A 17881-nucleotide genomic window follows, 5' to 3' on the forward strand; every position below is an offset into this window, starting at 1 on the left:
CTGTGGTCCCTCACCCGTTCGCTACTTCCAGCTTCAGGCGGGTGGTGAAGGTCGCCTTGTCCAGCAGCTGCAATTCATCGAGCAGTTGCACGGCCATGCTGCCCACGCCCAGGCCGCGCGCCTGGGTTTTTTCGGCCGCCATTTCGCCGGCAAGGCCCAGAACAGCCATCGCAGCGGTAGTCGCTCGCCAGGCGTCCGGCTGCACCGCGCAAAACGCGCCAATCAGGGCGGTGGCCGAGCAGCCGACGCCGGTGATGCGGGTCATCCAGGGATGGCCGTTGGAAAGCCGGGCCCAGCGGCGGCCGGCGTCCAGGATATGGTCGGTCTCGCCGCTCACACAGACCACGCCCTCTGTGCGCGCGGCCAGAGCCCGCGCGGCATCCAGCGCATCCCCTGCAGCTGCGCCGCTGTCGACGCCGCGCGTTTTCACGGCGACGCCGGCCGTGCTCATGATTTCAGAGCCGTTGCCGCGAATGACAGTGGGGGCAGCGACGGCGAGCAGATTCTCCAGCGTGGCATTGCGGTAAGGTGTGGCACCCGCGCCGACCGGGTCGAGCACGCAGGGAATCCCGCGCGCCGAGGCGGCCGCCAGGGCCAGCTTCATGCTCTCGACCCAGTAAGGATCCAGCGTGCCGATATTCAGCACCAGCGCCTGGGCAATGCCGGCCATGTCGCGCACCTCTTCATGCGCATGCGCCATGACGGGAGAGGCACCCGTGGCCAACAGCACATTGGCGTTGAAATTGATCACCACCAAATTGGTGATGCAGTGCACCAAGGGCGAACGTTCGCGGACCGACGCGAGGTCGGACCAGAGATCTGCGGCTGAAAGGGTGGAAGCCATGGATTCCTTGGGTGTCCTTGCGGGTGAGCGGTGTTCTGCGGCGAGTATGTGCCGCGCGGAGTCAATTATCGTGGAAGGACGCGCCGCGGCTCACGGCCATTGACTTTTTACGACCCGTGTCACGGCCTCCGCGACACGGCAGGCTGGGGAGCCACGGAACACGGAAACCTCTTTTTGCGAGTACCGCTTGTTTTCCGCCGCAAAATCACGGCAGGACACATAAAATGAATTGCGCAAGTCCGGCGTTGCTTTTCAAACCTGGTTCACAAAACCGCCTGGTTCATCTTGCCCATCCTTACCGCCCCAACATATGAGTCAAACTCCAGTTCACGAATTTCACAATCCCGATCTGCTGGATATCATTCCTTGGGGGGCGAACAAGCTGATTGAAGTGGGATGCAGTTCGGGCGCCATGGCAAGGGAGTTCAAAAAGATATCCCCACACTGTCACTATCGTGGGATCGAAATAGACCCGGACTATGCCAAGCTGGCGGAGCGGTACTGCGACCAGAGCTTGGTTCTCGACATTGAAGCCGCAGACGAAACTTTCTGGAAAGCAAACGCAGACAGGGATTGCTGGATCTTCGGCGATGCCCTGGAGCATCTGAGGGATCCCTGGCGCATCTTGCACCAGGTGCGCAGCGTCATGCCGCCCAATGCAAGCATTGCCGCTTGCATTCCCAATGCACAGCACTGGTCCTTGCAAGCGAAGTTGAGCATCGGTGATTTCCGCTACGAAGACAGCGGCCTGCTGGACAGAACCCATTTGCGGTTCTTTTCCAGGCAAACCATTCTGGAAATGTTCAACCATGCCGGCTTCACGGTCACCGCCTGTATTCCCAGAATCTTTGAAGAGCCCGGGAGGGAGCAGTTTTTGCCGGTCATTGAACAGTTGGCAAAGCTGGCTGGTGCGAATCCCAACATCTCGGTGGATGATGCCATGCCGCTTCAATACGTTGTCAGCGCCGTCCGCCGATAGCGCCCAGCACTGTCTCTTAACGCTTGCGAACGGCTAAAACCAGGCCTTCAACATTTGGGCCTGGTTTACATATGGGAAATTTGCCTGTTCGCTGAGGCCGTCGCTTTCCCTTTCCGGCAAGTGACCTTTGTATTTTTCCTCAAATCTGCGCGCATAGGTTTTATAGACGCCTTCAAAATCACCGACTGTTGATTTATGGGCAATCAAGATGTCTTTGCAGACCGCCAGCTCAAAGCCGCGCAAAAAAGCGCCATAGCTAAAGTCCGTGTCATACCCGTGAAAACCATCAAAAGTTTCCTCATCGAATCGCACTGACTCGACGACACGGCGATTTGCCGCGATAAAAACCCCGTCCAATGCCTGTATGCCTTTAATCGGGGTCAGTTCTGTACCGCCCCACATCGATACATGGAAGAGGTCACTGGGCCATGCACCGGCAACCGGGTAGGCAATCACCCCATGGATATAAGGATCGCCGCTGCTCATCCACTTGCTGTCCTTGAGCCGGGTCGTACCGGCGCAACCAATGACATCAAAAGTTTGTAGATGCTTGCGGACCAGGCTGGAAAAACTCGGCGAAATAATTTGAATGTCGTCATGGCAAAAAATCAAAATATCGCCCTGACTCTTTTTGACACCCTTGTTGTAGCCTTCGCAGAGGGACTTGGCATCATGAATGCCGATGATTTCATAGGGTGAGTCACCAAAGCGATCTTTGAGATTGGCACAGACCAGCTCATATTTGACCGGATCGATGCTACAGATGATCACGGAGATCAAGGAATCTTTCTTCGCTCCATGGGCCTCAAAACCGGCAACATCAGCGTTTGGGCTCTGGAGACTTCCTGCGCGAACCGCAATCACAAGGGAAATACCCCCTGAAAGGCAAAGCGCCGCAAGGATGGCGGCACCAACCGGGTCCTTCTGCCAAAGCAGCCACGAGGCCAGTGCAAGCGCACAGCAGGCCAAGGAAATTCCCCTGCTGATTCGGTGGCTTACCCGGCTCTGAATCAGGTCATTTTTCTGGATAGATTTCATGGTCGAGCCGAAGGTTCCCATCTATGGGACAGCGCTCCAACCCGGACGCCGGGCTGCGGATTAGGCTTTCATCGCTACCCGCGAATCCCTCGAACGCAAATCTCAATGCGAGGCATCTCTGCTATCAATGCGATAGCACTCCATTTTTATCATTCAAGGGAGCCGGGAAGAAGTAGCGGCCATCTTGGATCTGCCTGCCGTGAGAGCGCCCTTTTTGGGCACCGGAAAATACCTCGGGCTTAAAAAGCGCAAAAATTGACGCTATAATCTAAGGCTGCATTCCTCAATAGCTCAGTTGGTAGAGCGCCGGACTGTTAATCCGTAGGTCCCTGGTTCGAGCCCAGGTTGAGGAGCCAGTGAATTTCCGAAATGGGCACCCTTGCGGTGCCCATTTTTTTGCGCAGCGCAAATCGCAGCGGCCTTTTCAGCCGTAAGCAGGCTGCCCGGCGCAGCGGCGGCGCCATCGCCTGCCGGCCTTGCCGCCGCCACCCACTCGGCTACCATGTGCGCATGCCCTTCCCGGCCTGCTGTTTCCGCGGTTTCATGCCGATGCGCTTTTAAGCCATGGGAAAACTCCCGCGCCCCGTGCCTTGGCTTGCCGCCGGCGAAAGCTTTCCGCCGCTCGAAGAAGCTTGGGGTCATCACGACCCGGCCCCCGGCCTGCTGGCTGCAGGCGCCGCGCTGGATGTGCCGACACTGGTGCAGGCCTATTCGCAAGGCATTTTTCCGTGGTTCAGCCTGGGCCAGCCGCCGCTGTGGTGGAGTCCCGATCCGCGCATGGTCTTGCAGACCCGGCATTTCAGGCTGCATCGTTCGTTGCGCAAAACGCTGGCCCATTTCCAGGTTCAGACCGGCCGCGAGATTCGTTTTGACAGCGCCTTTGAACAAGTCATCCATGCCTGCGCGAGCAAACCCCGCGAGGGCCAGCCGGGCACCTGGATTGTCCCGGACATGGTGCAGGCCTACACCAGCCTGCACCGGGCCGGCCATGCCCATAGCGTGGAGACCTGGGTGGACGGCGAGCTGGCCGGCGGCCTTTACTGCGTCAACCTGGGCCGCATGGTGTTCGGCGAATCGATGTTCGCCCACCAGACCGACGCTTCCAAGATCGCGCTGGCGGCACTGGTGGCTTTTTGCCGCGCCCGAGAGATGGCCATGATCGACTGCCAGCAAAATACCCGGCATCTGGCCTCGCTGGGGGCGGGTGAAATCAGCCGCGCGGAATTTGTCGCCCATCTCGCCGCAAACGTGAACAAAACCGCACCCTTCTGGGAGTTCAAACCCGTATACTGGAATCAGCTTCTGACGACGGGAATGACAGACCTACCGTGACGCACCTCAAAGACCTGCCCCTGCAAACCTTGCAGTTCTATGCAACGGCGCCCTACCCCTGCAGCTACCTGCCGGGCAAGCAGGCCCGCTCGCAGGTCGCAACGCCCAGCCACCTGATTCACAACGACGCCTATTCAGACCTGGTGACCAACGGCTTCAGGCGCAGCGGCATGTTCACCTACCGCCCCTATTGCGACGGCTGCCAGGCCTGCGTGCCGCTGCGGGTGCCCGTCAAGCTCTTCAGCCCCGACCGCAGCCAGCGCCGCGCCTGGAGGCGGCACCACACGCTGCACGCCCGCATCCTCAAGCTATGCTTCATGCCCGAGCACTACCAGCTCTACCTGCGCTACCAGAACGGCCGCCACGCCGGCGGCGGCATGGATCACGACAGCATCGACCAGTACACCCAGTTCCTGCTGCAAAGCCGTGTCAATTCGCGCCTGGTGGAGTTCCGCGAAACCCTGCCCAACGGCGAGCCGGGCGCGCTCAAGATGGTGTCCATCCTGGACGTGCTGGAAGACGGGATTTCGGCGGTCTACACTTTTTATGAGCCCGACACCCGCGCAAGCTACGGCAACTACAGCGTGCTCTGGCAGATCGAGCAGGCACGGCGCCTCGAGCTGCCCTATGTCTACCTGGGTTACTGGATCGCCGAGAGCCCGAAGATGAACTACAAGGCGGGGTTCAAGCCCAACGAAGTGTTGCTGGACGGCCGCTGGGTGCTTTCCACAACACATCCGGCCGTCAGCCCGGATGCCGGCGGACATCCCGACCCGGCCTGAGCCCGCCGCTTCGCATGCGTCACCAGACGCATCTGCATTTCACAGGGTAAAATTTGTAGCAGAAAGCCTGCACATGAAAAAGCCCGACTCCGCCCCTTCCGCCACACCGACCGTCCAGGTCATCGAGAGAATGTTCACGCTGCTCGAAATCCTGGCAAACCGCGAGGAGGCCCTGTCGCTCAAGGAAATCAGCGAAAAATCGGGCCTGCACCCTTCCACGGCCCACCGCATCCTGAACGACCTGGCCACCGGGCGTTTTGTCGACCGCCCTGCGGCGGGCAGCTACCGGCTGGGCATGCGCTTGCTCGAGTTGGGCAACCTCGTGAAGGCACGACTGGATGTGCGCGAAGCGGCGCTGATCCCGATGCGCGAGTTGCACAAGATCACCCAGCAGCCGGTGAACCTGAGCATGCGCCAGGGCGACGAAATCGTGTACGTGGAACGCGCCTACAGCGAGCGTTCCGGCATGCAGGTGGTGCGCGCCATAGGCGGCCGCGCGCCGCTGCATTTGACGTCCGTGGGCAAGCTGTTCCTGGCCTTCGACGACCCGCAGCGCCTGCGCACCTATGCGACGCGTACCGGGCTGTCGGGGCAGACGCGCAACAGCATCACCCAGTTGCCGGTGCTCGAGCGCGAACTCTCCAAGGCGCGCCAGTATGGTATCGCGCGCGACAACGAGGAGCTGGAACTGGGGGTGCGCTGCATGGCCGCCGGCATTTACGACGACCAGAACAAGCTGGTGGCGGGTTTGTCGATTTCGGCGCCGGCAGACCGGCTTGACGAGCACTGGCTGCCCAAACTGCAGGCAACGGCCAATGAAATTTCTGCGGCGCTGGGCTACAGGCCTAAATAGAAAAGAAAAATGAGATCTGCCTTGGGCGTTGGCCGCGGCGGAATAATCAGCCGTTGGCTTGCTTGGCGGAAGCGCTGACGTTGACCTTGGGTTCGGTCACCGGGTTGGACTCCACCCAGCGGCGCACGCGCTCGGCATCGCCCAGGCGGCTCAGCTTGCCGGCGGAATCCAGGAACACCATGATCAGCTTGCGGCCCGCGATTTTGGTCTGCATGACCAGGCACTGGCCGGCTTCGGAGATGTAGCCGGTTTTCTGCAGGCCGATGTCCCACTCGGGGTTCTTCACGAGGCGGTTGGTGTTGTTATACTGCAGCGTGCGGCTGCCGACAGCCACTTGGTAGCCGGTGGAGGTCGACAGTTCACGCAGCATGGGGTCGCCGTGGGCGGCATTGACCAGAGTCGCCAGGTCTTGCGCGCTTGACTGGTTGCGACTGGACAGGCCCGTCGGCTCGACATAGCTGGTGTCGGTCATGCCCAGCATCTTGGCCTTGGCGTTCATCAGGCTCACGAAGGTGGCCATACCGCCGGGGTAGGTGCGGCCCAGGGCATGCGCCGCGCGGTTTTCGCTAGACATCAGGGCCAGGTGCAGCAGTTCGCCGCGGGTCAATGTGGTGCCGACCTTCAGGCGCGAGCTGCTGCCCTTTTCGGTGTCCACGTCATCCTGCGTCACGGTGATCAACTCGTCCATGGGCAGCTTGGCGCCGCTGATGATGACGCCGGTCATCAGTTTGGTAAGGGACGCGATAGGCAGCACCGCATGGTCGTTCTTGCTGAACAGCACTTCGCGCGTGTCCTGGTCAATCACCAGCGCCACACTGGACTTGAGTTCCAGCGGATCCTGCGCACTGTGCAGGCCGGCGATCTGCCCGAAAGACGGTTTGGCCGGCACCGAGGCGCGGATGATGCTGCGGCGTTTGGTACCTGCAACAAAACGTACGCTCTTGCGCGTGGAGACAACTTTTTTGGAAGCCGACGCCTTCGAGGAAGCGTGCTGCTTTTTGACAATGGTATTTTTGGCGGTCGCCGCATTGGCGGCGGGCACTGCAAAGGCGGCTATCAAAGCCACGAATCCAACGATTTTTAATGCGCGATTGAAAATCTGATGAGACATGGTGAATATTGCCTGCGTGGGATTGCAATGATGGGATGGCTGGAGTGTATACAAATAGAAAAAGTCACGCAATATCAAAAACTTGCGTGACTTTCCTAAAAATACACTCAATTCGTGCGATTTTTCCGCTTCGCCTCTCGGTTTGCACCCAGACTCAGCGCCAAGTCGTTGAATTTAAACGACTTTATTTTCCGAATTGTTACATCAACCCTGCGCGGCCACCCGGTCAGCTTTACTTTGGAGTTTGTTCAGGGCACTCAGATACGCCTTGGCCGAGGCCACCACGATGTCCGGATCGGCCCCCACCCCATTGACAACCCGCCCGCTGTTCTGCAGGCGCACCGTGACTTCCCCCTGGCTTTCCGTCGAGCCGCTGATGGCGTTCACGGAGTAAAGCACCATCTCGGCACCGCTTTTGACGTGTGATTCGATGGCCTTGAGGGAAGCATCCACGGGGCCGTTGCCGTCCGACTCGCCTTTGACTTCCTTGCCGGCCACCGTGAACACGACGCTGGCCTGGGGGCGTTCGCCGGTTTCACTGTGCTGCGACAGGGACACAAAACCGTACTGCTCGTTGTCGTGGGAAGCGCTTTCATCGCTGGCCAGCGCGAGGATGTCTTCGTCGAAAATTTCGCTCTTGCGGTCGGCGAGTTCCTTGAACTTGGCGAAGGCGTTGTTGATGTCGGCCTCGCTCTCCATGGCGACGCCGAGCTCGAGCAGGCGCTGCTTGAAGGCGTTACGCCCACTCAGCTTGCCCAGCACGATCTTGTTGGCGCTCCAGCCCACGTCCTCGGCACGCATGATTTCATAGGTGTCGCGCGCCTTGAGCACGCCGTCCTGGTGGATGCCCGAGGCATGGGCAAACGCGTTGGCGCCGACCACGGCCTTGTTCGGCTGCACCACAAAGCCGGTGGTCTGGCTCACCATGCGGCTGGCCGCGAGGATGTGCTGGGTGTCTATGCTCAGGTCCAGGCCGAAATAGTCCTTGCGGGTCTTGACGGCCATCACCACTTCTTCGAGCGAACAATTGCCGGCGCGCTCGCCCAGGCCGTTGATGGTGCATTCCACCTGCCGCGCGCCGCCGATTTTCACGCCGGCCAGCGAGTTGGCCACGGCCATTCCCAGGTCGTTGTGGCAGTGCACAGACCAGACGGCCTTGTCGCTGTTGGGGATGCGCTCGCGCAGGTTCTTGATGAAGTTGCCATAGAGCTCGGGGATGGCGTAGCCCACGGTGTCGGGCACGTTGATGGTGGTCGCGCCCTCCTTGATCACGGCTTCCAGCACGCGGCACAGGAAATCAGGCTCGGAGCGGTAGCCGTCTTCGGGGCTGAACTCGATGTCGCCCATCAGGTTTTTGGCAAAACGCACCGAGAGTTTGGCCTGCTCGAACACCTGGTCGGGCGTCATGCGCAGCTTTTTTTCCATGTGCAGGGGGCTGGTCGCCAGGAACAGGTGCAGGCGCCCGGAAGCGGCCGGCTTCAAGGCCTCGGCAGCACGGGAAATGTCCCTGTCGTTGGCGCGCGCCAGCGAGCAGACCGTGGAGTCCTTGACGACTTCCGCGRTCGCCTTGACGCATTCGAAGTCGCCGTTGGAACTGGCGGCAAAGCCGGCCTCGATCACGTCGACCTTCAGGCGTTCCAGCTGGCGGGCGATGCGCAGCTTTTCGTCCCGGGTCATGGAAGCGCCGGGCGACTGCTCGCCGTCGCGCAAGGTGGTATCAAAAATAATGAGTTTGTCGGTCATGGTGAGGCTCCTGAAGCTGAAGATTTTTAGTTGGATGGGGCCAAAGCGGCGCAAGACGTATTTTCGCTCGAAGCCTTGCGCATTTGCGCGCGCTGCCATCCTGACAGAATGGCCTTCAAGGACGCCGAGACGATATTCGCGTCCATGCCGACGCCAAACACCGTATGCCGTTCGTCGACGCGCAATTCCAGGTAGGCCACCGCGCGGGCATCGGCACCGGAGCCCAGGGCGTGTTCATGGTAGTCCAGCACGCGCACCGTGGTGCCCAGCGCGGCGTTCAAGCCGTTGACGAAGGCCTCGATAGGCCCGGCGCCCTGCCCTGCAATCTGCCGCATCCCGCCGGCTATTTGCACCTGGGCCGTCAAAGCCACGCCATCCGCCGACACACTTTGCTGGACCTGCGGCGCCGCGGCGCCGGCCATGCCGTATTCGTCCTGAAACAACTGCCAGAGATCTTGTGCCGTCAATTCCTTGCCTTCGCTGTCCATCACTGACTGCACGGCCTGGCTGAACTCGATCTGCAGCCGGCGCGGCAACTCGAGGCCGTATTCGCTTTCCAGCAGATACGCGATGCCACCCTTGCCCGACTGGCTGTTGACGCGGATCACGGCCTCGTAGCTGCGTCCCAGGTCTTTCGGGTCTATGGGCAGGTAGGGCACGGCCCAGGCGGCGCCTTCTTTTTGAACGGCGAAGGCTTTTTTGATGGCATCCTGGTGGGTGCCGGAAAACGAGGTGTAGACCAGTTCGCCAACATAGGGGTGGCGCGGGTGCACCGGCAACTGGTTGCAATGCTCCACCGTGCGGCGGATTTCATCGATGTTGGAGAAGTCAAGATTGGGCGCCACGCCCTGGGTGTACAGGTTGAGCGCCACATTGACGATATCGAGGTTGCCGGTGCGCTCCCCGTTGCCGAACAGGCAGCCTTCGACCCGCTGCGCGCCGGCCATCAAGGCCAGTTCGGCCGCCGCCACACCGGTCCCGCGATCATTGTGCGGGTGCACCGACAACACCACCGCGTCCCGCCTGGCGATGTGGCGGTGCATCCACTCGATCATGTCGGCGAACACGTTGGGGGTCGAATGCTCCACCGTGGTCGGCAGGTTGATGATGCAGGGGCGCTCGGCCGTGGGCTGCCATACCTCGGTGACCGCATCGACCACACGTTTGGAAAACGCCAATTCGGTGCCGGAGAAATGCTCCGGCGAATACTGGAAAGTCCACTGCGTGTCGGGCTGAGTGCGTGCCAGGTCCTGGATCAGCCGCGCATGGCTGGTGGCCAGTTCCACGATCTGGTCCGGGTCCATGCCCAGGACCACTTCGCGCATCAAGGGCGAGGTGGCGTTGTACAGGTGCACGATCACTCGCTTGGCGCCGGCCACCGCGTCCATGGTGCGGCGTATCAAAGGCTCTTTGGCGGGCGTCATCACCTGGAGAGTGACATCGTCGGGAACCATGTTGTTGTCGATCAGGTGGCGGACAAAATCGAACTCAACCTGCGACGCGGCCGGAAAGCCGACCTCAATTTCCTTGAAGCCGATCCGCAGCAGCTGCCCGTACATCCGCAGCTTGCGTGCGATATCCATGGGCTCGATCAACGCCTGGTTGCCGTCACGCAGGTCGGTGCTGAGCCAGACGGGCGCTTGTGTCAGGACCGCGTCGGGCCAGGTACGGTCGCGCAAGCCAATGGGTGCGAAGGCGGGATATTTGCTGGCAGGTTGCTTCAACATGGTTTTCCTCTCTCGAAATCCGAAATCAAGAACCAGCAACCCAAAAGAAAAACGGCCCGTTGCTGGTGCAAACGGGCCGTTGAATCAGGTGTACGCGTGCGCTACCGTCTCCGCCCGTTGGCAGATAGCAGTAGTGCTAGCGAAATTTGTTTCATCCGGTCAATGTACCACAATTATTTGTGGAGGCCGCGCTCGTCCGGTTCATCGGTGGAAGTCGATATCACGCTGGTCTGCAGGCCCTTGGCCTTGCGCCAGCCGTACAGCACGTAGCCCGAAAGGCCATAAAGCACGAACAGGCCGAACATCACGGTCGGCGGATGGATGTTGATAACGGCGATCCCGAGGGCGATCAGCACAATGGCCGCGAAAGGCACGCTGCGCTTCATCTGCACGTCCTTGAAGCTGTAGAACGGCACATTGGTGACCATGGTCAGGCCGGCGTAAAGCGTGAGGCCGAAAGTCACCCAGCGTACTTCCATCCCGCTGATGCCGGCATCGGTCATCAGCCAGATAAAGCCGGCCACCAAGGCCGCGGCGGCCGGCGACGGCAGGCCCTGGAAGAAGCGCTTGTCGACCACCGCCGTGTTCACGTTAAAACGGGCCAGGCGCAGCGCGGCGCAGGCACAGTACACAAACGCGCCTATCCATCCCCAGCGCCCCAGGCTGGTCAAGGCCCAGACGTAGGCGATCAGGGCCGGCGCGGCGCCGAAAGACACCATGTCCGAGAGCGAATCCATCTGCTCGCCGAAAGCGCTCTGCGTGTTGGTCATGCGGGCAACCCGCCCGTCCAGGCTGTCGAGCACCATGGCGCAGAACACGCCGATGGCGGCCTGGTCGAAGCGCCCGTTCATGGCCATGACGATGGCGTAAAAGCCGCCAAACAAGGCGGCCAGCGTGAAGAGGTTGGGCAATATGTAAATGCCCTTGCGGCGCTTGCGTATCACGACCTCCTGGTCGTTGCCCGCGGATTCTTCGCCATCATGCATAAAAAAAACTCCTGAAGCACAGCTGGTGCACACAAATAGCTATCAAAGTCATAGCATCCTAGGACACCACAGCGGAAGCCGGCCCCGCCCGCCGGGGGCACCCAATTGCCGGTCCAAGGCGCCAAGGATACCAAGATCGGCCCACATAAACTCCCGGAACACGCCCGAGTTTGTGCTTCCCAGAAAAAAAGCCGCGCAGGAACTTTGCGCGGCTTTTTGCAGGACAAGGCCCTGGCGGGCCCGCCCCATCAGTTGCGGGTCTGGTCGACCAGCTTGTTTTTGGCGATCCAGGGCATCATCGCGCGCAACTTTTCGCCCACCACTTCGATCTGGTGCTCGGCATTGAGGCGGCGGCGGCTCAGCAGGGTTGGCGCGCCCGCCTGGTTTTCCAGCAGGAAGCTCTTGGCGTATTCGCCGGTCTGGATGTCCTTCAGGCACTTGCGCATGGCGTCCTTCGTGGCCGAAGTCACGATGTTGGGGCCCGTCACGTACTCGCCGTACTCGGCATTGTTCGAGATCGAATAGTTCATGTTGGCGATACCGCCTTCATAGATCAGGTCGACGATCAGCTTGAGTTCGTGCAGGCATTCGAAGTAGGCCATTTCAGGCGCGTAGCCGGCTTCCACCAGGGTCTCAAAGCCGGCCTTGATCAGCTCGACAGTGCCGCCGCACAGAACAGCCTGCTCGCCGAACAGGTCGGTTTCGGTCTCTTCGCGGAAATTGGTTTCAATGATGCCGGCCTTGCCGCCGCCATTGGCCATGGCATAGCTCAGGGCCAGGTCACGGGCCTTGCCGGACTTGTCCTGGTGCACCGCCACCAGGTGAGGCACGCCGCCGCCCTGGGTGTAGGTGTTGCGCACCGTGTGACCGGGCGCCTTGGGGGCGACCATCCAGACGTCGAGGTCGGCGCGGGGAATCACGGCGCCATAGTGCACGTTGAAACCGTGGGCGAACACCAGGGAAGCGCCCTGCTTGATGTTGGGGGCCACGTCGTTCTTGTAGACCGCGCCGATCTGCTCGTCAGGCAGCAAAATCATGACCACGTCGGCGGCTTTGACCGCGTCCGCGACTTCGGCGACCTTCAGGCCGGCCTTTTCAACCTTGGGCCAGGAAGCGCCGCCCTTGCGCAGGCCGACGACCACTTTCACGCCGCTGTCGTTCAGGTTTTGCGCGTGAGCGTGGCCTTGGCTGCCGTAGCCGATGATGGCGACAGTCTTGCCCTTGATCAGGCTCAAATCACAATCTTTGTCGTAAAAAACTTTCATTTTTCTCTCCAGAATAGGTATTGGCGAAAATGCCCTTCGACAGGCTCAGGGCGAACGGTAAACGCATATCGCCACTCAAAATCCGTTCGCGTTGAGCCTGTCGAAACGCGCGCACGGACGACTTAAATCAAACCCGCAAAATCCGTTCACCGCGGCCGATGCCGCTGGAGCCGGTTCGCACCGTCTCCAGGATCGCGCTGCGGTCTATGGCTTCCAGGAAAGCATCGTTCTTGGACTGGTCGCCGGTCAGCTCGATGGTGTAGCTTTTCTCCGTGACGTCGATGATTCGCCCGCGGAATATATCAGCCATGCGCTTCATCTCCTCGCGCTCCTTGCCGACCGCGCGCACCTTGACCATCATGAGCTCGCGCTCGGTGTAGGCGCCCTCGGTCAGGTCCACCACCTTGACCACTTCGATCAGGCGGTTCAGGTGCTTGGTGATTTGCTCAATGACGTCGTCGGAGCCCGTGGTCTGTATCGTCATGCGCGACAGGCTGGGGTCCTCGGTGGGGGCGACGGTCAGGCTTTCGATGTTGTAGCCGCGCGCTGAAAACAGGCCGACCACGCGGGAAAGAGCGCCCGGCTCGTTTTCCAGCAAAACTGCAATGATGTGTTTCATAAGAAGATTCCTCTTTTCGCTGCCCTCCCCTGCGCACGGTAATGCGCAGGCTCGGCAGACAATAGATTCGTCAGGTGACGGTGAATGAATGGGTGTGTGGCGGCTTGAGGCTTAGAGGTCTTCCGACCCCAGCAGCATCTCGGTAATGCCCTTGCCGGCCTGCACCATCGGGAACACGTTTTCGGTCGGATCCGTGCGGAAATCCATGAACACCGTGCGGTCCTTGAGCTTGCGAGCCTCGCGCAGCGCCGGCTCCACGTCCTGCGGCTTTTCGATCAGCATGCCGACGTGGCCATAGGCCTCGGCCAGTTTCACGAAATTGGGCAACGCGTCCATGTAGCTGCTGCTGTAGCGCCCAGCATATTCGACTTCCTGCCACTGGCGAACCATGCCCAGGTAGCGGTTGTTCAGCGATACGATCTTGATCGGCGTGTTGTACTGCAAGCAGGTGGAGAGTTCCTGGATGCACATCTGTACCGAGCCTTCGCCCGTAATGCAGAACACTTCCGAGTCAGGCTTGGCCAGCTTGATGCCCATGGCGTAGGGAATGCCGACGCCCATGGTCCCCAGGCCGCCCGAATTGATCCAGCGGCGCGGCTCGTTGAACTTGTAGTACTGCGCGGCCCACATCTGGTGCTGGCCCACGTCCGAGGTGATGTAGGTGTCGGCGTCCTTGGTCAGGTTCCAGAGGGTTTCGACCACATGCTGGGGCTTGATGACGTCGCCCTTGCCCATGCTGTATTTCATGCAGTCGCGCTTGCGCCAGCCTTCGATCGTGTCCCACCAGCCGCCCAGCGCGTTGGCGTCGGGCTTGAGGCCGGACTCCTTGATCATGCTGATCAGCTCGGTCAGCACGTCCTTCACGTCGCCCACGATGGGGATGTCGACCCGCACGCGCTTGGAGATGCTGGACGGGTCGATGTCGATGTGGATGATCTTGCGCTCGTTCTGCGCGAAATGCTTGGGATTGCCGATCACGCGGTCGTCAAAACGGGCGCCGACGGCCAGCAACACGTCGCAGTTCTGCATCGCGTTGTTGGCTTCGATGGTGCCGTGCATGCCCAGCATGCCGAGGAATTTTTTGTCAGTGGCCGGATAGGCGCCCAGGCCCATCAGGGTGTTGGTGCAGGGGTAGCCCAGCATATCGACCAGGGTGCGCAATTCCTGCGAGGCATTGCTGAGCAGCACGCCGCCGCCGGTGTAGATGTAGGGCCGCTTGGCCGAAAGCAGCAGTTGCAGGGCCTTGCGGATCTGCCCGCCGTGGCCTTTGCGGACCGGGTTGTAGGAACGCATTTCAACGGTTTGCGGGTAGCCCGCATAAGGCACCTTGTTGAAGGACACGTCCTTGGGAATGTCCACCACCACGGGACCGGGACGGCCGCTGCGGGCGATGTGGAAGGCCTTTTTCAGGGTCTCGGCCATCTGCCGCGCATCCTTGACCAGGAAATTGTGCTTCACGATGGGCCGGGTGATGCCGACGGTGTCGCACTCCTGGAAGGCATCCAGGCCTATGGCGTGGGTGGGGACCTGTCCCGTGATGATGACCATCGGGATGCTGTCCATATAGGCCGTCGCGATGCCGGTCACCGCATTGGTCACGCCGGGGCCCGAGGTGACCAGGGCCACGCCCACGTCGCCCGTGGCGCGGGCATAGCCGTCCGCCGCGTGCACGGCTGCCTGCTCGTGGCGCACCAGGATGTGCTGGATCGAGTCCTGCTTGTAGAAGGCGTCGTAAATGTGAAGGACCGCGCCGCCGGGATAGCCCCAGACGTACTTGACACCCTCAGCCTGAAGCGACTTGATGAGGATTTCCGCGCCGCGGAGTTCCTGGGAATTTGTGTGTGCAGACGCTGCTGCCGCGGAAGCGATTTCCGCCTTGGAGATTTCCATGATGAACCTTTGTGAATTTCTCTAACGAAATACCTTGGGTGCCTCTTCGCCCACTCTTGTGAAGCGGCGTCGAGACTTGAGGCCAGAACCATAAGCGGAAACATAAACCGCCGAGCCATGACCCGTTTGCCTTTTGAATTGCAGGCCATATTATGACATTTCGCGTTGCGCAATGGCCGCAGGCGCCGAAAAAGGGCCGGCCAGGGCCGGCCGTGATGCGATAATTTTCCAGCGGCATCCCAAGGATGCATGCTGATCGGCACGGGCCCCGCGGCGACCACGGGCCATCCCCGCAGCACTGGACGAACCGGAACCCCATACCGTTGGCAACTGAACAAGAACTCTCGGATTTCCTGAAAAACGTTGAAAAACGGGCTTTCAAGCGCAGCATTTACCACGTCAGGGACGAAGAAGCTGCGCTCGACATCGTTCAGGACAGCATGATGAAGCTGGCGCAGCACTACGGCGACAAACCCGCCGCGGAGCTGCCCATGCTGTTCCAGCGCATCCTGGCCAACACCACGCTGGACTGGTTCCGCCGCCGCAAGACCCGCAACGCGCTGTTTTCCAACATGAGCGACTTCGAGGCGCCCGGGGAAGACGGAGATTTCGATCTCCTGGAAACTTTAGAGACCTTGACCAACTCAGAAGGTACGGAGAGCGCCCAGGATGCGACGGAACGGGCTCAGATATTGCATGAGATCGAACTGCAGGTAAAGGAATTGCCCGGCCGTCAACGGGAAGCCTTTCTGATGCGTTACTGGGAGGAAATGGACGTCGCTGAAACAGCAGCCGCCATGGGCTGTTCAGAGGGTAGTGTCAAAACGCACTGTTCGCGCGCGGTTCACGCTCTCAGCAAAGCCCTGAGCGCCAAAGGTATAAAACTATGACTAATTCACTACAAAAAAGAGCCGATATCCTGCAGGACCGCTTTGGCCTGAAAACCGCCTCCTACCTGTCCGCAGGCGCGGCAGACCTGCCTTACGACATTTCCGAGCGCCTGCGCGCCGCGCGCTTTCAAGCCGTCTCCAACCGCAAAGTGGCAAAAACCCAAACCGCCGCCGGCATTGTGGGCAATGGCGGCAGTGCGGCCATGACCTGGGGCTCCGACGACGGCCTGAGCTGGTGGGCCCGGATCGGATCGGTGCTGCCCCTGGTGGCTCTGGTTGTGGGCCTGCTGGTCATCAATTCCATTCAGAACGACAACCGCGCCCAGGAACTGGCCGAAGTCGACGTGGCGCTGCTCACCGACGAACTCCCGCCCGCGGCCTTTGCCGATCCCGGTTTTGTCCAGTACCTCAAAGTGACGCGCCAAGCCCCCACGGTCCAATGACCCGCCCCGCAGGCGCCCGGCGCCTCTCCCTGCCTCTTGAACCTTCAAGCAGCTTGAAGCTGCAATGGCTATCGTTCGGGCTCGTGGCGGCCGTCCTGCTGGCCGCTCCAGCCTTGGGTTTCGCCCAGGGGCCCAAGCCGGCAGCCCCCGCCAGCGCGCCTGCCGCAAAACCTGCGGCAAGTGCGCCCGCCAAAGCGGTCGTTTCCAAGCCCACATGGGTGGAGCTCAGCCCCATGCAGCAGCAGGCGCTCGCGCCCCTGGCCTCGAGCTGGCACGACATCAGCGAGCAGCAAAAGCGCAAATGGCTGGAAATCTCCAAAAACTACCCTTCGCTGCCCCCTGAAGGCCAGGCCAACCTGCACAGCCGCATGAACGAATGGGTCACCCTGAGCCCCCAGCAGCGCGCCCAGGCACGCTTGAATTTCGGCAAGACCAGGGAGCTCTCCAAGCAGCTCACGCCGGAAGAGAAAAAAGCCAAATGGGAAACCTACCAGGCCCTGAGCCCGGAAGAAAAACAAAAACTGGCGGCCAAGGCCAGCCCCAAGCCCACCGGGGCCGCAACCGCCGTCAAGCCGGTCGCTCCCCAGAAGCTGGCGCCCGTTCCGCCGCACCCGGTCAAGGCCAGCAGCAAGGCTGCGCCTAAAATCATTGCTTCACAACCGGCGGCCGCCGCCACGCCCGCAGCACTGCCCGCCAGTGCCCCAGGCGCCACGCCCCAGCGTTGACACGCCGCCGGCGGCTGCCGGCCGGACTTATTGGCCGCTCCGGCAGTCCCCTGCCCGCGAGCATTGAAGAGCGACTCATTTGACAGCCACCGACACCCCCTCGATACCGTCCATCCCCCGGCGCATGGCATGCTGGATGTATGAAGGCATGCTGATGTTCGGCGTGGTCTTCCTGGCCGGCTACCTTTTCAGCACCTTGAGCCAGACCCGCAATGCGCTGGACAACCGCCATGCGCTGCAGGCTTTTGTGTTTGTGGTCTTCGGCATCTACTTTGTCTGGTTCTGGGCCAAGGGCCAGACGCTGGCGATGAAGACCTGGAACATCCGCGTGGTCGACGTCCACGGCGCGCCCATCACCCAGAAACGCGCCCTGCTGCGTTACGTGCTGAGCTGGCTGTGGTTCCTGCCGCCGCTGGCCGTCAGCTGGCTGCTGGCGCTGCCGGGCCGTGAAGGCGCCGTGCTGACGCTGGGATGGGTGGCCATCTGGGCCATCCTGGCGCGCTTCCACCCGCAAAAGCAGTTCTGGCACGACGTCTGGGCGGGCACCCGGCTGATCACCTGGGTTGCGCCGGAAAAACCCCGCCGCAAGGACAAAAGCATGACAGGCGCGGGTGCATAACATCAACATGCCATAAAGCTGCGCGACAATCGCTC

17 protein-coding genes and 1 tRNA gene are annotated in these 17881 nt (G+C 61.0%); 9 read left to right on the plus strand and 9 right to left on the minus strand.

The features are described from left to right. Window positions 1-10: 10 nt before the first annotated feature. A complete protein-coding gene (gene thiM, locus AC1DUN_RS06145) occupies window positions 11-844 on the minus strand; it encodes a hydroxyethylthiazole kinase (protein WP_477713194.1) in 834 nt (277 codons plus the stop codon). A gap of 310 nt (window positions 845-1154) precedes the next feature. On the opposite strand from thiM, the gene AC1DUN_RS06150 reads away from it, so the two are divergent. Continuing rightward, a complete protein-coding gene (locus tag AC1DUN_RS06150; protein WP_477713195.1) occupies window positions 1155-1823 on the plus strand; it encodes a methyltransferase domain-containing protein in 669 nt (222 codons plus the stop codon). 33 nt (window positions 1824-1856) lie between these two features. On the opposite strand, the gene AC1DUN_RS06155 is transcribed toward AC1DUN_RS06150, so the two are convergent. Then, complete coding sequence (locus tag AC1DUN_RS06155; protein WP_477713196.1) at window positions 1857-2861, minus strand: glycosyltransferase; 1005 nt, start codon at window positions 2859-2861, stop codon at window positions 1857-1859. Window positions 2862-3141: 280 nt separating this feature from the next. On the opposite strand from AC1DUN_RS06155, the gene AC1DUN_RS06160 reads away from it, so the two are divergent. The 4 genes from AC1DUN_RS06160 (at window position 3142) to AC1DUN_RS06175 (ending at window position 5828) form a co-directional block, all read left to right on the plus strand. Continuing rightward, a tRNA-Asn gene (locus AC1DUN_RS06160) sits at window positions 3142-3217 on the plus strand. A 208-nt stretch (window positions 3218-3425) separates the two neighbouring features. After that, window positions 3426-4193: a leucyl/phenylalanyl-tRNA--protein transferase gene (aat, locus tag AC1DUN_RS06165; RefSeq protein WP_477713197.1), complete on the plus strand. Its 768-nt coding sequence runs from the start codon at window positions 3426-3428 to the stop codon at window positions 4191-4193. Then, window positions 4190-4975, plus strand: a complete 786-nt coding sequence (locus AC1DUN_RS06170) for an arginyltransferase (protein WP_477713198.1) — start codon at window positions 4190-4192, stop codon at window positions 4973-4975. The genes aat and AC1DUN_RS06170 overlap by 4 nt, the downstream gene beginning before the upstream one ends. 73 nt (window positions 4976-5048) lie before the next feature. Next, window positions 5049-5828 carry an IclR family transcriptional regulator gene (locus AC1DUN_RS06175; protein WP_007869695.1) on the plus strand — a complete coding sequence of 260 codons (780 nt, stop codon included), beginning with the start codon at window positions 5049-5051 and terminating at the stop codon, window positions 5826-5828. Window positions 5829-5874: 46 nt separating this feature from the next. Here the strand turns inward: AC1DUN_RS06175 and pbpG are convergent, their stop codons facing one another. The 7 genes from pbpG to AC1DUN_RS06210 form a co-directional block, all read right to left on the minus strand. Then, complete coding sequence (gene pbpG / locus AC1DUN_RS06180) at window positions 5875-6939, minus strand: D-alanyl-D-alanine endopeptidase (RefSeq protein WP_477713199.1); 1065 nt, start codon at window positions 6937-6939, stop codon at window positions 5875-5877. A gap of 204 nt (window positions 6940-7143) precedes the next feature. Next, window positions 7144-8682 carry a 2-isopropylmalate synthase gene (locus AC1DUN_RS06185; protein ID WP_477713200.1) on the minus strand — a complete coding sequence of 513 codons (1539 nt, stop codon included), beginning with the start codon at window positions 8680-8682 and terminating at the stop codon, window positions 7144-7146. Between the two features lie 26 nt (window positions 8683-8708). After that, the gene (gene leuA, locus AC1DUN_RS06190) at window positions 8709-10409 is read right to left on the minus strand and encodes a 2-isopropylmalate synthase (RefSeq protein ID WP_477713201.1); all 1701 of its coding nucleotides are present in this window, start codon (window positions 10407-10409) and stop codon (window positions 8709-8711) included. A 173-nt stretch (window positions 10410-10582) separates the two neighbouring features. Continuing rightward, entirely contained in the window at window positions 10583-11395 is an 813-nt protein-coding gene (gene pssA, locus AC1DUN_RS06195; protein WP_074574637.1) for a CDP-diacylglycerol--serine O-phosphatidyltransferase, read from the minus strand. Window positions 11396-11643: 248 nt separating this feature from the next. Continuing rightward, on the minus strand, window positions 11644-12660 hold the full coding sequence (gene ilvC, locus AC1DUN_RS06200) for a ketol-acid reductoisomerase (RefSeq protein ID WP_413329667.1): 1017 nt from the start codon (window positions 12658-12660) through the stop codon (window positions 11644-11646). Between the two features lie 127 nt (window positions 12661-12787). Continuing rightward, window positions 12788-13279: an acetolactate synthase small subunit gene (ilvN, locus tag AC1DUN_RS06205; RefSeq protein WP_007869681.1), complete on the minus strand. Its 492-nt coding sequence runs from the start codon at window positions 13277-13279 to the stop codon at window positions 12788-12790. Window positions 13280-13390: 111 nt separating this feature from the next. Beyond that, on the minus strand, window positions 13391-15169 hold the full coding sequence (locus AC1DUN_RS06210) for an acetolactate synthase 3 catalytic subunit (RefSeq protein ID WP_413329669.1): 1779 nt from the start codon (window positions 15167-15169) through the stop codon (window positions 13391-13393). Between the two features lie 323 nt (window positions 15170-15492). Between AC1DUN_RS06210 and AC1DUN_RS06215 the strand changes: the two genes are divergently transcribed. From AC1DUN_RS06215 to AC1DUN_RS06230, 4 genes are all read left to right on the plus strand, one after another. Next, a complete protein-coding gene (locus tag AC1DUN_RS06215; RefSeq protein ID WP_036838986.1) occupies window positions 15493-16059 on the plus strand; it encodes an RNA polymerase sigma factor in 567 nt (188 codons plus the stop codon). After that, window positions 16056-16502: a DUF3619 family protein gene (locus AC1DUN_RS06220; protein ID WP_477713202.1), complete on the plus strand. Its 447-nt coding sequence runs from the start codon at window positions 16056-16058 to the stop codon at window positions 16500-16502. The genes AC1DUN_RS06215 and AC1DUN_RS06220 overlap by 4 nt, the downstream gene beginning before the upstream one ends. Beyond that, on the plus strand, window positions 16499-17227 hold the full coding sequence (locus AC1DUN_RS06225; protein ID WP_477713203.1) for a DUF3106 domain-containing protein: 729 nt from the start codon (window positions 16499-16501) through the stop codon (window positions 17225-17227). The genes AC1DUN_RS06220 and AC1DUN_RS06225 overlap by 4 nt, the downstream gene beginning before the upstream one ends. A 79-nt stretch (window positions 17228-17306) precedes the next feature. Continuing rightward, a complete protein-coding gene (locus AC1DUN_RS06230; RefSeq protein ID WP_477713204.1) occupies window positions 17307-17846 on the plus strand; it encodes an RDD family protein in 540 nt (179 codons plus the stop codon). Window positions 17847-17881: the final 35 nt, after the last annotated feature.

Source organism: Polaromonas sp. P4_F6 (genome assembly GCF_056401275.1).

Coding starts and splice junctions, on each gene's coding strand:
- thiM (WP_477713194.1), bottom strand. CDS start 844: ATGGCTTCCACCCTTTCAGCCGCAGATCTCTGGTCCGACCTCGCGTCG.
- AC1DUN_RS06150 (WP_477713195.1), top strand. CDS start 1,155: ATGAGTCAAACTCCAGTTCACGAATTTCACAATCCCGATCTGCTGGAT.
- AC1DUN_RS06155 (WP_477713196.1), bottom strand. CDS start 2,861: ATGAAATCTATCCAGAAAAATGACCTGATTCAGAGCCGGGTAAGCCAC.
- aat (WP_477713197.1), top strand. CDS start 3,426: ATGGGAAAACTCCCGCGCCCCGTGCCTTGGCTTGCCGCCGGCGAAAGC.
- AC1DUN_RS06175 (WP_007869695.1), top strand. CDS start 5,049: ATGAAAAAGCCCGACTCCGCCCCTTCCGCCACACCGACCGTCCAGGTC.
- pbpG (WP_477713199.1), bottom strand. CDS start 6,939: ATGTCTCATCAGATTTTCAATCGCGCATTAAAAATCGTTGGATTCGTG.
- leuA (WP_477713201.1), bottom strand. CDS start 10,409: ATGTTGAAGCAACCTGCCAGCAAATATCCCGCCTTCGCACCCATTGGC.
- pssA (WP_074574637.1), bottom strand. CDS start 11,395: ATGCATGATGGCGAAGAATCCGCGGGCAACGACCAGGAGGTCGTGATA.
- ilvC (WP_413329667.1), bottom strand. CDS start 12,660: ATGAAAGTTTTTTACGACAAAGATTGTGATTTGAGCCTGATCAAGGGC.
- ilvN (WP_007869681.1), bottom strand. CDS start 13,279: ATGAAACACATCATTGCAGTTTTGCTGGAAAACGAGCCGGGCGCTCTT.
- AC1DUN_RS06210 (WP_413329669.1), bottom strand. CDS start 15,169: ATGGAAATCTCCAAGGCGGAAATCGCTTCCGCGGCAGCAGCGTCTGCA.
- AC1DUN_RS06220 (WP_477713202.1), top strand. CDS start 16,056: ATGACTAATTCACTACAAAAAAGAGCCGATATCCTGCAGGACCGCTTT.
- AC1DUN_RS06225 (WP_477713203.1), top strand. CDS start 16,499: ATGACCCGCCCCGCAGGCGCCCGGCGCCTCTCCCTGCCTCTTGAACCT.